The organism is Escherichia sp. HH091_1A (assembly GCF_030295175.1).
Taxonomy (GTDB): domain Bacteria; phylum Pseudomonadota; class Gammaproteobacteria; order Enterobacterales; family Enterobacteriaceae; genus Escherichia; species Escherichia coli_F.
Genome location: NZ_AP025747.1, coordinates 4554774 through 4569048, shown reverse-complemented (window position 1 = coordinate 4569048; position 14275 = coordinate 4554774). Strand labels below are relative to the sequence as shown.

The window sequence follows — 14275 nt, the reverse complement described above, 5'->3', positions numbered from 1 at the left end:
CAAAACGGTTATGTATTGTGAGCGGGCGAATAAATATTGTGTTCAGGAGAAATGATTATGGCTATATCATCATATAGTACAGTTACAGATAAATTTGCTACTCTGACTAAAATGCCAGATGAAAATCTGAATGAAAAAAATAGAACGCAAAAATATTCAGGAAAAATTGGTTTGTCTCTTGATGATGTGGGTAAGTATTCAGTAACTCATAAAGATATAACAAATATTTTAGCTGGTGATAGTCAATCTTTTCTTAAACGAAGTCTTTGGGAGTTTATACTCGATCTTTTTCCCATGTCTCATATTAAGGAGGCTAAACAAGCCATTGTAGATTTTGTGACGAAAACTGATGATAAAGTTGAGATGTTTAATAGAGTTAAATCTCTCGCCGATCAAGATCAACAATGGCGCTTTAATACGACTACAGAATTTACTGTAGATGAAAATAAAGACATTATTGTTAGTAGAGTATTTAATATAAATATTAATGCGCAAGATTATCATAATGATGCTGAAAAAAACACAATGCGTTCTTTATTTTCTGAAGAACTCAGCTTGGATATTTATAAGCATGATATTCATTTTGATCAGAAGGCTTTTCAATCAGGGATGCTGAAAATACAGTTCCCAAATGATAATGAAAAGCTTAGCGTATATTTAAAAAATAAAATCCCCTTTGAAAATATCACAATCGATTTATCTGCGCTGGAAAAAGAAGCCCTGGCATCTCTAAAATATTGTAACTTTAAAAAAGTGACATTCACTGGTGCTATATCTTACGAAAATCTTAATGGTTCAGTATTTGGAAATTGTTTTTTTGAGGACTGTATTTTTGAGAATGTGTCACTTGTTAGCTCCAAGTATCGAGTAAAACCAAATAATGAAATACCTATTTACGGCGTGTTTAAAGAGTGTTTTCTGTATCGATGTGAAATAAAAAATTTTAACATAGATACATCAAAAATATACTCTGTAAATCAAGATCCCAATGTGGGTAAGCCAGTTGGTGCATATCTGTTTATGCAGTCATTTGTAGATGAGTGTACTCTTCAGGATGGAGTGTGTAAAAATGCAAGTGTTATTGCAAGCAGTTTGTTATGTTGTAAAATAGCAAAAGCTTAATGGTGCTGAAATGGATTTCATAGGGACTTCGTTTTATCACAAATATAAATGTGAATTAAAATATGATAATCATTTTTATAATTGTGATTTTAGCTCCTCTGATATGACATACAAGCGAAATGGAATTCGCAAAGATTTACTGGATTTTGATCCCAGAGAGTATTTCAAAAAGGATGGAGGTAAACTTAATCTGGATAAACACATTTCAAACCTTATCTACGTTAATCTTTTCCCTAATATGAGTGGCGGTCGTTATATAAATGATAAATACGTTGCTGATGATATAGATAAATATTTAAAACTTAGTAATTGCAATTTACTTAAAACTTGTTTGGGCGAGTCAATCAATGGAATTAAATTGGATGATTGTGCTATTGATCATTTAACCACTTGGTTAAGTGGTAATCTTGCTGCGAACACCCAGATTAGAATTCCTGTTTATATGGACATGAAAGGAGCTATAGCTGAAAATGGCATTTCAGATTTCATGAAAAATTTAATGGAAATTAATTCATGGGTAGAAGAATTTAATAATTATGGCAAGGATGCGGAAAGTCATTACCAAAAGGAACTATTATATTTACAATCTTTGTTGGTCAAGCTGGGGCGCTTCAATCTTGATGATGAAGGAAAAAAATATCAACTTAATGGTGAAGCTATCCAGTATATTATATTAAAAGTTTTGTACAATATAGAAAAAGATATAGCCAATGAAATAGATATTGATAAAGTGAATTTCATGCATAAGCTCTATACTGGATTCTTTTGGCAAAGACCTTACGATCAACGTAACTATTTAAAAATAAATCGTTCTGCTATTTCAAACAGCAAAACATTTCACTTCCACTTTGATTTTAATGATTTGCGAAATATTTACAAAGAATATAATAAAAATCATAAAGATGATAGTTTTGATAAAATGCAAAAGATTTTTTTAGCATTGAATGAATTTAAGGAAAGAACGAAAATAAATTATAGGGATTATAGAAAAGTATCAAAATATGTAGATGATAAAGTCGATTTATTCTCTGGCATTGAGCAATACTTACGGTGGGTAATTGAGAAAAATAATGACTATAATAAGGAAAATTATGGCGATATAAAAGACAAATATGCCAAACTTATTGTCGAAAGAAATGATTTAGTCGATACTAAGGATCAATTGATTAAAGAGGATTTTTACTTAAATAATAAAGACAATAAAGATAAAAAAGATGCGGAAAGAATTAATGAGATTAAGGGGATAATAAAGGTGATAGATGGAAAAATACCAAATATAAGTAAAGAGATTCTACATCTTAAGGATGAAACAGAGAGATTGGAGAAAGAGTATCAACAAGAAAATACACTTAATGATGTAGTTCAAAATATCAGGAGTTGGCTAAAAGAAAATGAAAATATGGTGAAAGCTATTAAGAAAATTGATACTGAATAACATGGCGAATAAATAAACGGATCAAGTCGTTCCTGTGACAATGAGGTTATACGAAAAGACGCTTACTCATCAGAAATTTGGTATGCTTTAATTAAACCAGTGTCGCTGATGTGTAAGCGTTGACGTTGGGAGGCGATTAAATGGTTATACCACTCCTACGCCTTTTCCAGACGGCGTATAAGAGTGCAACATGTTGAGTTTTCCGAGCGAATGGTGCATTTTACTAACCGAGCCATTTGAAACAACCAACGCAATAAAAAAGACTGGAATAATAAGCCTGTATTTATTATTCATCGCAATCGCACTCTACGGTTTTATCCTGCAGAAATGAGACTACTTCCAGCGGTTGTGGATTATCCCTGGGCGATAGTCATAGTCTGGTGTCAGGATTCACAAATGACCTGTTACCTGACATGGATATAAACACAACATAGAGTGCGGTAGTTAATCTGAATCATCTATTTTTCGGCTACACAGCACAAAACAACATTATTGATTCTTTATAAGAGAGAATCTCTCCATTATTTTTATATAAATCATTATTAAGAAAATCCAGAAGCTCTTGCCTTACACTATAAATATTGACTTTTTGGTCAACCAACGACAGTAATATATCCTTGATACCTTTTAATTTCATATTTCTATCAGATATTGTATTAAAAGTGAAGATGATATTACGTTTATTACAACTGGAGAACCAATATTTTAGAGTATTATTCGTCCACTTTTTTGGTGTCTTAATTAGTTGCGCTGTTGTTGTTTTTACATTGTTAAATGTAGAACCGCTAAAATTTGTCCCGACGCACGAAATGAAATTCATCTCTGAATTGTCAAAATTGCAATTCTTTATCTCACACATATCAAGGTTAACATCATGAAATGTCGAATATTTCATGTTTGCATGTGAAAATAAACATGCAATAAACGTTATATATTGCAACCTGGCATTACAAAAAGATTTATTTTTAAAATCAAAACAAAAGGTTTTTTTTATTTTGAAATTGTTATTATATCTGCAATGTAAAGAAATCATGTTTTTTATTAACTGATAACACCATTGTGATGATTCTGGTAATTCATAGGGATGTAAATGGATGTTTTCATAGAATATAACCTGTGAGTTATGGTTGTTTATTGAAGATATATGGAAGCTATCATTTGTTAAAGCTATGGTTGTGCTAAAATTATGGTGGTGATCAGCGCTCATGAAATCAAATGTAACAATGTCGTTGTTTTCTTTCTTTTCTTTGTGATATGCGTTTAAAAAAGAAATATTTTCGATCTGTTCATCAGTTAATGTCAATGGCATTTCGTCATCAAAGAAAGCGTAATCGGCATTTGGGACTGGAATATTTTCAATTGAGCATAGTTTTAATAAAAAAATATGAAAACAATGGAACTTATTTTTGTCAATAAGAGAACTTAATCTCTGTTGTATCTTCTGTAGTTGTCCTTTGGGAAGTAAATGCTGTAAATTTGAAAAAGAGCCATCTAAAACATATTTGTATGTAAAAAGGTCCTCTCTCTGACCAGTTATCAAAAAATCGTCAGGTATTTTAGAAAAACGATTGATATGACATAAATATTCCATTTGCTCCATGTCTATATACTTATGGGGAACTGCATAGTTTGGTGGAGTGCCAATAAGATTTTCCATAAATCACCTTGGTAACATATTATAAAATCTATTTATTCTAACATTGACAATATAACCAGCTATAAAAAATCGCTCATTTTCAGATATTGCGGTTTACCTGAGGGATGATTCGTTATGCCTAAAAATTGGGAATCCAGGGTAAACACCCTGGATTAAATCGGGGGAAATGAGCTATTTTTTATAGTCTTCACTAGTAATATAAGTAACACTTGTTGCTAACCTGGCTAGCGGTAGTGTTAATTAACAATCTAGATGTCGTTATTTTTAAACACCCTAATATTGCACATCGGAGGATTTATGGTTGCTAAATTAAGATCAGATGTTCTTATAAATACTAATCCCTTTTCAGAAGTGAAATATGAGAAGCATAAGCATAACGGATATTCTGACAAGGTTACTTTAGATATTAATAATAAGAAATACGATGTAAATTTTAAGGATATTGAAAATATTCTGGATGGTAATGGGTTGTTGTTTAAAAAACGTACACTGTGGGAGTTTATTCGCGATCTTTTTCCCGGATCGCATATTAAACAAGTTAAAAGCTTAATTTACGAATTTGTGACAAAAAATGATAATAAAGCGGAGATGTTCAAGAATATTAAATCTCTGGCCAAAGTAGAAGAACAATGGCGATTTAGTACTACTACAGATTTTACCACAAATGAAAATAATGAAGTGGTTGTGTGTAGATCTTTTAATCTCTACACGGGGGAGACTGTAAATGAGGCCGATAAGCATCAAGTTTTTTCTGAAAGATTCACTCTTGATAACTATCTTGATGATTTACATTTTGATAATTCTCCCATGAAGAGATTAAAGTTTTCTGATAATGCTGTAAAACTTACGACGCTTATTAAAAATAAAATTCCTGTTTTTGATACAACTATCAATTTAAATTCGTTGCCTAAAGATGTATTAAATTCATTAAAATATTGTAGTTTTAAACATGTAACTTTTTCAGGAAATATAGAAACTCCGACCCTTGAAGGCCCAGTTTTTGAAAATTGTTATTTCGAAGATTGTAAGTTCAACAACATACATTTTTATGATCCTAATGAAAAAACTGCAGAGTCAGGAAATGAAAAATCAATAATAGGTATGTTTAAAGGTTGTTTTATTTCTAAATGCGAAATAAATCATTATAGTTGTGAGACGTCTCAAGTCTACACCGTTAAACAACCCGTCAATATCCAAGAAAAATTAGGGGCTTATCTCTTTATGCAGTCTTTTGTTCAAGACTGTACAATTCAGGGAGGTAGTTGTCCTGGATCGAGTATACTTCTGAGTCATTTTTATAACTGTGATATCACAGGACTTGAAGCTCCTGGAATGAAATTTTTGGCAAACTCATTCAACAAGTCTAATAATAATTACATCAGGGGGAGGGATCATGGGATAGTATTTAATAATTGTACTTTGAACTATATTAAAATAAACAGTGGTCTTGGTGAAGCTGGTTCAGGTAAATATATGTTTAACCCCGTTGAGTATTTTTCTGATCGCATTGAAAGAAGATCGAGAACTCTTAAGTTAGATGATAATTTTATTAAATGTGCAGACAATATTAATAAAGGTATTAACTCTTCATATAGCAATGAAAATACAGAGAATAATAACATTTTCTTTAAAAATAGTCGTTTGCACGGGGCGGATCTGGGCTATTGTTACAGAGAGGACAGACTCGAAGGCTGTACTATCGATTCTGCTACAATTTATTCACAAGGTAGTCTTACCGATAAAAAATACATTTATATGAATATAGACGGAGCTATAAGTAAAGAACAAATACCTAATTTCATAAATCAGGCAGATGCTCTATATAAAGACATAGGGGAACTTGAAAAATCCTTGCCAAATACTCGGCTAATATATGAAAAAGCATTTGCAGAATTACAGTCGTTTTTAGCCGCACTCTATAATGAAAATGGATCGTTTAAAGAGGAATTTTCTTTTGATATTGAAAAAGCTAATTTTTTTATCTTCAAAGATATGCATGGTAGGGCACAACATATCATTAACAATATGATGGGACGTGACAGAATTAACTTTGTTGAATCTGTCATAAAAGAAAAAATTTCGCAGTCAAATGCACAAGAAGATCTTAAATATTCAGAAGAATTTATCCGAAAAGAAAGGCAAGAGTCTCATAACCAATTTGATAGAAATTTAAATTTCAAATTTAAAGATCTTGTCTACCTATTTGACGATGTTGATATAGACAAAATAGAGCTAAAAAAACAACTAGAAAAAATAAAATCTTTTAAAGAACTTTACGACTCAGCACTCAATAATTTTGCTTTCGATTTTCAAAATTTAGCAGGTATATTTAAAATTAACAAGGAAAGTTTAACCAAATATTATCAGGAAGTAAAAGAGTCCAATGAGGGTTACGAGGACATATTGCAAAAAATTAACGAATTAACAAAAGAACATAATAAAATTGTGAAAGAGAAAGCACAACTAGTTAGTGAAAACAAAGATAATTTGACGCGTAATGATATACAAAGAAAATTAAATAACTTTAAGATTGATATTGATAAAATAGATGATGAAATACGAGCTTACCAGGATATTGTTCAAAATTATAGTCGGGAGAAAAAATATAAAAAGTATAAAAAACTCAGTGAAATAATCTTGAATATTATTACATGGTTCGATAAATATCCCGATATTGTGAAAAATATAACCCAGGCTTAGCTAAGCAGAGAGTGATTGACTGGACGAATAACGACATAAATTTTTGAAAGGGAAACATACGCTTACTCATCAGACACTTGGTAGTCTTTATCTCAAACCAGCGTGACTGATGTGTAAGCGTTAAAGTTCGGAGCAATTAACGCGCTATATCCCAGCCGCGTGCCTTCCAGAGCGCAGGCAGTTGCGCCAGCTCGGTAAAGGTGGTGACTTTCGGGTGAACGATCGGCTTATTGTGCGGGTCAGCGCAGAAGTAAAACACTTCCATACCGGCATCTATCCCTGACTGCGCACCGGCGCTGGAGTCATCGACCAGAATGCAGTTTTCAACGTTCACATTCATCGCTTTTGCCGCATGGAACATTAATGCCGGGTCAGGCTTCCAACGCTGAATGTCGTAACCACTGAACAGTTTTTCCGGGAAGTAGTGCAGCATATTGAGCTTACCAAGCGAATGCTGCATTTTGCTCACCGGGCCATTAGAAACCACGCACATCGGCACGTTAACGCTCGCCAGCAATTCGTTCGCTCCCGCGATGACCTCTAGTTCGCTATCAAACAGGCGGGTGACTTCTGCGCGGTAAACGTGCTCTGCATCGGACTGGACCATCGTCACGCCCTGCTCTTTACTGATGATATCGATGATTTCATAGAGTTTTACGCCTTTAAAACGGGTAAAAATCTCTTCCAGGTCAACGTTAATGCCAAATTCCCTGAACATCGTGACATAGGCGCGAGAGCAAATGACCTCGCTATCGACCAGCGTACCGTCGCAGTCGAAAAATACCGCTTCTATCTGGGACATGTCTTTCCTTTATCGTTAGTTTAACGTTTTCGTCATGCAAATTTGCACAACGCAATCGTTGCCGTATAAGCAAATACAATGAAAAAAAGTTAACTTCAGCCGTCCATATTGTCTCATTTTGGTATACGATAGCGACGGATTTTCCCTCCTTAGTTCGGAAATAGATAATGAGTCAACAACACACAACCCAGGCTTCTGGTCAGGGGATGCTGGAACGCGTGTTTAAACTGCGCGAACATGGCACGACGGCTCGGACCGAAGTGATCGCCGGTTTTACCACCTTCCTGACGATGGTTTACATCGTTTTTGTTAACCCGCAAATTCTTGGCGTTGCTGGCATGGACACCAGCGCCGTCTTCGTCACCACTTGTCTGATTGCTGCATTTGGCAGCATTCTGATGGGACTGTTTGCTAATCTGCCAGTTGCACTGGCACCAGCAATGGGCCTGAACGCATTCTTCGCTTTTGTGGTTGTACAGGCGATGGGCTTGCCGTGGCAGGTCGGGATGGGCGCAATCTTCTGGGGCGCGATTGGTCTATTGTTACTGACAGTTTTCCGCATTCGCTACTGGATGATTGCTAACATTCCGGTAAGTCTGCGTGTGGGCATCACCAGCGGTATCGGCCTGTTCATTGGCATGATGGGGCTGAAAAACGCGGGCGTGATTGTCGCGAATCCCGAAACGCTAGTGAGCATCGGTAACCTGACTTCTCACAGCGTGCTGCTGGGGATCCTCGGCTTCTTCATCATCGCTATTCTGGCCTCGCGCAATATTCACGCGGCGGTGCTGGTTTCTATTGTGGTGACGACGCTGCTGGGCTGGATGCTGGGTGATGTGCACTACAACGGCATCGTGTCTGCGCCACCGAGCGTAATGACAGTAGTGGGTCATGTCGATTTAGCCGGTTCGTTTAATCTCGGTTTGGCAGGGGTGATTTTCTCTTTCATGCTGGTCAACCTGTTTGACTCCTCCGGTACGCTGATTGGCGTGACTGATAAAGCCGGGCTGGCGGATGAGAAAGGTAAATTCCCGCGCATGAAGCAGGCGCTGTATGTCGACAGTATCTCTTCCGTGACCGGTTCGTTTATCGGTACTTCTTCTGTTACGGCGTACATTGAGTCCTCTTCCGGCGTTTCCGTTGGCGGTCGTACCGGTCTGACGGCAGTGGTTGTTGGTCTGCTGTTCCTGCTGGTTATCTTCCTGTCGCCGCTGGCGGGAATGGTGCCGGGATATGCCGCAGCTGGCGCGCTGATTTACGTTGGCGTGTTGATGACCTCAAGTCTTGCTCGCGTGAACTGGCAGGATCTTACCGAATCCGTTCCAGCGTTTATTACCGCCGTGATGATGCCGTTCAGCTTCTCGATTACCGAAGGTATCGCACTGGGCTTTATCTCCTACTGCGTGATGAAAATCGGTACCGGACGTCTGCGCGATCTTAGCCCGTGTGTGGTTGTGGTGGCGCTGCTGTTTATCCTGAAGATTGTATTTATCGACGCCCACTAAAACCGATAGTTCGTTAAAAAACCCGCCATGCGTTACCGCAGGCGGGTTTTTTATTTAGCGTTTTACCCTTTGAATAAACTCGCTAAATGCGGTCAATTGTCCGGTCAGGTGATCCAGCGTTCCCTGATCAACCACTTCTCCGGTTTGCGGATCGACTTTGTTTTGAATCACGCCGCCCATAAATTCCGGCTTGTTCATCACCATTGCATCGAGAAAAACCAGAATCTGGCGCAGGTGATACTGACAGCGCGCGCCGCCAATCACGCCCATTGAGCTGGTCTGAATCAACACCGGTTTACCAGCCAGAGGTTGATCCGGCAGGCGGGAAAGCCAGTCGATGGCATTTTTCAGCCCGCCCGGTACCGAGTAGTTATATTCCGGCGTGACGATCACCACACCGTCAGCCTGACGGATCTGCTCCGCCATAGCTTCTACCGTTGCGGGAAAACCTTCTTCCTGCTGTACATCAGCGTCATACAGGGGAATGTCGGCAATGGAAGGTAATGCATTGATTTCCATGCTAGCAGGAGCAATTTTCGGCAGGGTACGTGCAACCATGCCATTAAATGAGCCTTTGCGCAGGCTCCCCAGTAACGTAACCACCTTCAATTTTTCAGACATGATGACTCCTGTGGTTGTCTATCAATTTGGCGAAAAAGACTTCACGGTAGAGAGTTGGGCAAAACGCATCATCCGGCTGGTAGGATTGTTGGCGCGGCTGTGAATATCCGGCAGGCTTTTCCAGCCGCGTTTGCCATCTAACTCCCAGACACTGAGCTTTTCAATTGTGGGCGTGACCGCCACGGACCACACCAGCACGTCCTCCGCGTCGCATAACGCTTCAACATGATTTACATGAGCACATTTCAGGCGTCCGGCAATGGGCAGCAGTTGCAGATCGCGCGGATCGTCATTCAAAACATCACCGGTTAGTTTTAGCACGCTTCGGCGCAGCGTGATGAGTTGCGCTCGCGCTTCGTTATGATCGTTTTGTTTACTGATCCATAGTGATTCGTTGCTGGAAAAGGTGTGGTTATCGGGCGCGTGTGGGCTATGAAACCCGCGCGTCGCACGCTGCAGTTCCATATCGAGGCCACATTCACCTTCGGTTGTTAGCGCCACGCCAACCATATTCCCGGCATAGGAAATAGAAAACGAGGGCAAATTTTTATCACTGAAAACCGGTTTTCCTTTCGGCAGGGTGACGATTTCCGGTAATTCGCCGATGCCATACAGCATGAACATCAGTTCTGCGAGTAAACCTCTGGACGCCAGGAAACGGCTTTGACGATGAGGGGGAATATTTCGGGCTTCTTGATGACACTGGGAGGAGAGACGAACAGAAATCAGATGTCCTTCCGTTAAAATCCCTCGGGCAAAGTGAGTCGCCATTTTTCGCTCCATGCTTAATGGTCCATTATGAATACAAGAGTAATCATTTACTGGAATGATGGACAGACTAAAGCGGCTAAAAGTTCGATTCAGATAAGTTTATTACAACTTTTTTACATTTTATTGTGAAATAGGGTCGCGTTTCATACGATTCGGTTATGCCATCGACGCGTAAAGATTTTTAATGGTTTCCCGTAACCAGACGATTTTCGGATTATGGCTGTTCCGTTTATGCCACAGTAGGGTAAAAGGGACTTCCAACTTTTTTTGCTGGCTTTCGTCAAACGGGAGAGGTAGAGCAACCAACGGCAGTTGGTGGAGTTGATTGTAGTACTGACAGTAGCGTGGTGCGGTCGCCAGTAGCAGATTGTCGGGCTGCGCTGCCATAAACAGTGACTGCTCGAATTCCGGCAAACTCATAGCAATCGTGCGTTCGCGCCCCAGCTCCTGTAACACATTGTCCAGCGCCCAGGTATCGCTCTGTTCCCAGCAAATGCTGATATGTGGGTAACGTAAAAAGGTATCCAGATCCCACGCTTCATGCAGTGCTGGATGATCCTGGCGCAACCAGACGCAGGGCACATCACTAAACAGTACTTCATAATCAATGGCTAATGGCAGCGAGCTTAACAGCTCCCGCGAACGGGGATGACTTTCGCGACCGGAAAAACCAATATCCACTTCGCCACGGGTAATCGCATCCAGTGAATCATAATCCCAGTTGCGCAATTTGATGGTCGCCTGCGGGTATCGTTGGTAGATCCGTTTCGATAGCGCATTAAGCATAATCATCATCAGCGGCGATTCCGCCGCCAGTTCAAACTTAAGACCGCGCGGCGTTTCGTGGTGCGGTTTATCCAGCAGCAGATTGCTCATTTGCATCCACTCCGCCAGATTTTGCTCCATGCTGACCATTAGCGGTGTGGGCGACAGGCCCAGCGGTGAGTTCACAAAGAGCGGGTCGTCAAACCACGCTCTTAACTTTGCCAGCGACTTACTCACCGCCGAAGGTGTCACGTTCATCCGCTTCGCCGCTTTGGTTACGCTGCGCTCCTGCATCAGCAGTTGCAGACAGAGCAGCAGATTGAGATCAAGCGTGGTGATGGATTTCTTCATGAGCGGCAACCGGGCGTCCAGACGCGACGAACATAATCAGCAACAGGCTCACTATGCTACAGGCAATCAGAATCCCGATCAGCATATTCCATGCGCCGATACCAACCACCGCTGCCAGCCAAATCCACAGTGACGATCCGCAAACCTGTGCAATACCTAAGGTCGAGCTGGCAACACCCGCACGTAATGAAAACGGCCCTAACGCCTGACTCATCGCCACGCCAAAACCTATCGAGAACCCAGCGCAAATCAGCGTGATACCAAACAAAGAGATCGCATGGGAAGGCGAAACGGCAAGAGTGATACCCGCCGCCAGAAATAACACCTGCGAGGTGATCATCAACGTACGTGGCTTAAAAATCCCCAGTGCAAATGGCGTGGAGAATGAAACGGTCATGCTGACACCTGCGGTCAACGCCATTATGGTGGCGTATTCTCCGCGCTCAAAGCCCATGATTTCCATCATCAATACCGGCGACGTATTCACGAAGGTGAGGATCACCGAAACGCTGAGGGTGGTGATAACAACACGGCTGAGGAAAAACCGGTTAAGCAGCGACTCGCTATTTTCTCGTGGTTTGTCAGAAGCTGCGGGGGCGGCAGGGCGCGTTTCTTTTAAAATAAACAAAGACAACATCAGTACTGCGACGCCCATCGTTGCCATCGTCCAGAACAGACTCTGCCACGGGAATTTAAGCATAATCAGGTGCCCGAGCACTGGCGCTAACACCGGAATGATGCAGGTAATACCGTTGAGTAATGACAGCACTTTTGCCCGACGTCGATCATCCAGTGTGTCACGTAAAATGGCGAACGCCACCACGTAACAACAGCCTGCGCCTAACCCCTGTAGAAATCGCCCTGCAAGAAATAACGTGCTGGTTTCAGCCAGTGAACAGAACACCGAGGCGATAATAAATAGCGCCGCGCCGGGTATGGCGACAGGCTTTCTCCCTGAACGATCGGCCACTTTACCGGCAAATAACATCGCTGCTGCCATACCTGCCAGATAAACGGAGAACGCAATATGCAACTGCGCTTCGCTGGCATTGAGATCGGCGGCGATGCGCGGTAAACCAACGAGGTACATATCAATCCCGGCGGGATAAAGTAAAACCAGGGCAAAACTACAAATCAAAAAGCGGGACATGGGCTAAAGCGTCCTGATAGTAAGGTGACGCAAAGCATACGTGGTGAAGGAGAATCAGGCGAGTTGCCATTTGGACATAAGTGATTTCCTGACAGGCAAGAAGCCAGCTATTTCGCTGGCTTCTTAAACGGATTAGCCAAATTTAGGTAACACATTAAAGACGTTACCGAACCAGCATAAAATTACGGTTATACCAAAGAGAATGACAATCGCCGGAATAAGATTGCCGCCCCAGACCGTGAACATCTGATTGGGAAACTTCTTGCGAGCTTTGATTGCCAGCACCGCGGGGATAATGACTGCCCAGATGGTGGCGCATAGTCCGGCACCGCCGATCCCGTAAATAAAGCCGTTCGGGAAGACGAGATATAACAACGCGGGTGGCAGGAAGGTTAACAGCACGGTTTTGAAACGCCCGGCGTGGGAGTTATCAATCTTAAACAGATCCGCCAGATAATCGAACAACCCCAGCGTGACACCAAAAAACGAGCTGGCGACAGCTAAGTTAGAGAACACCAGCAGGCAAAACTCGATAATGCCGTGCTGTTTGGTGCCGAGGAACGATTTCACCAGCGAATCAACGTTGCCGCCTGAGGAGATAATCGCCTTAAAGCTTTCTCGCGGAATATTCCCCATCGTGCAATAGAGCCAGAAGAGATAAATCACCAGCGCCAGCAGCGAACCAAAAACCACACTTTTGATTAGCTTATCTTTGCGTTTGCCATAGCAAATAATCAGGCTGGGAATATTGCCGTGGAAACCAAATGACGCCAGACACACCGGCAAAGCCATAAAGATATACGGGAAATAAGACGTTCCCGCAGTGGTGCTGGTGGCATCGCGCAGAATGGAGTAATCGACCTGGAAGAAGAAAGAACCAAACACGATCACAAAGGAGATAATCTTCAACCCGAGGAACAACGAGGTAATACGGCTGGCGGCTAACGAGCTTATCCACAATACGCTGGCAACGAAAATGGCTGTGCAGATCCCGACAATACGTGGATTAGCGTGATAACCCAAATTCATTGATATCGTTTCACTAATGATCGCACCATTAGCAGAGATATAGGCATAAGTGAGGATATAGAGAACGAAGGCAACGGTAATACCGCTGATAATGTTCCAGGTATTACCGATTAAATCTTTGGTGATGGTGTTAAAACTGGAGCCGACGGGATAATTTAAATTTGCTTCTAATAACAATAACCCGGAATGAAGCATTGAAAACCAGGCAATGATAAGGATAAAGGCACCCCAGAAAAACCAGGCACCGGCAAGATCAACAGGTAAAGCAAACATACCTCCACCGATTACTGTACCTGCTATAACCATAACACCCCAAAATGCAGAGTGCTTTTTTTCAGCTTGATCAGTCATGATGCCACCTTTAGAG

Annotated in this window: 9 protein-coding genes and 2 pseudogenes; 4 read left to right on the top strand and 7 right to left on the bottom strand. The window is 41.0% G+C overall.

Annotated features, from left to right (window positions below; translation table 11 throughout):
* The first annotated feature begins 57 nt into the window (after window positions 1-57).
* Together QUF14_RS22770 and QUF14_RS22765 are read left to right on the top strand one after the other, a co-directional pair.
* A pseudogene (locus QUF14_RS22770) lies at window positions 58-205 on the top strand (hypothetical protein).
* A pseudogene (locus tag QUF14_RS22765) lies at window positions 172-2557 on the top strand (type III effector protein). The pseudogenes QUF14_RS22770 and QUF14_RS22765 overlap by 34 nt, the downstream one beginning before the upstream one ends.
* A gap of 469 nt (window positions 2558-3026) precedes the next feature.
* Here the strand turns inward: QUF14_RS22765 and QUF14_RS22755 are convergent.
* Window positions 3027-4214: a pentapeptide repeat-containing protein gene (locus QUF14_RS22755; protein WP_100733624.1), complete on the bottom strand. Its 1188-nt coding sequence runs from the start codon at window positions 4212-4214 to the stop codon at window positions 3027-3029.
* 297 nt (window positions 4215-4511) lie between these two features.
* On the opposite strand from QUF14_RS22755, the gene QUF14_RS22750 reads away from it, so the two are divergent.
* Window positions 4512-6914 (top strand): type III effector, encoded by a 2403-nt coding sequence (locus tag QUF14_RS22750; protein ID WP_286333085.1) that lies wholly within the window; start codon window positions 4512-4514, stop codon window positions 6912-6914.
* Window positions 6915-7050: 136 nt separating this feature from the next.
* On the opposite strand, the gene yieH is transcribed toward QUF14_RS22750, so the two are convergent.
* Window positions 7051-7716 carry a 6-phosphogluconate phosphatase gene (gene yieH, locus QUF14_RS22745; RefSeq protein ID WP_000078075.1) on the bottom strand — a complete coding sequence of 222 codons (666 nt, stop codon included), beginning with the start codon at window positions 7714-7716 and terminating at the stop codon, window positions 7051-7053.
* A 167-nt stretch (window positions 7717-7883) separates the two neighbouring features.
* Between yieH and adeP the strand changes: the two genes are divergently transcribed.
* Entirely contained in the window at window positions 7884-9221 is a 1338-nt protein-coding gene (gene adeP / locus QUF14_RS22740) for an adenine permease AdeP (RefSeq protein ID WP_001353551.1), read from the top strand.
* 54 nt (window positions 9222-9275) lie between these two features.
* Here adeP and yieF read toward each other — a convergent pair whose 3' ends face one another.
* From yieF to tnaB, 5 genes are all read right to left on the bottom strand, one after another.
* Window positions 9276-9842, bottom strand: a complete 567-nt coding sequence (yieF, locus tag QUF14_RS22735; RefSeq protein ID WP_001291119.1) for a class I chromate reductase YieF — start codon at window positions 9840-9842, stop codon at window positions 9276-9278.
* Window positions 9843-9863: 21 nt separating this feature from the next.
* On the bottom strand, window positions 9864-10613 hold the full coding sequence (locus tag QUF14_RS22730; protein WP_024211991.1) for a 4'-phosphopantetheinyl transferase family protein: 750 nt from the start codon (window positions 10611-10613) through the stop codon (window positions 9864-9866).
* Window positions 10614-10769: 156 nt separating this feature from the next.
* Entirely contained in the window at window positions 10770-11729 is a 960-nt protein-coding gene (gene yidZ / locus QUF14_RS22725; protein WP_024211990.1) for an HTH-type transcriptional regulator YidZ, read from the bottom strand.
* The gene (gene mdtL, locus QUF14_RS22720; RefSeq protein ID WP_000086011.1) at window positions 11704-12879 is read right to left on the bottom strand and encodes a multidrug efflux MFS transporter MdtL; all 1176 of its coding nucleotides are present in this window, start codon (window positions 12877-12879) and stop codon (window positions 11704-11706) included. The genes yidZ and mdtL overlap by 26 nt, the downstream gene beginning before the upstream one ends.
* Before the next feature lie 132 nt (window positions 12880-13011).
* A complete protein-coding gene (gene tnaB, locus QUF14_RS22715) occupies window positions 13012-14259 on the bottom strand; it encodes a low affinity tryptophan permease TnaB (RefSeq protein ID WP_000131909.1) in 1248 nt (415 codons plus the stop codon).
* Between the last annotated feature and the right edge of the window lie 16 nt (window positions 14260-14275).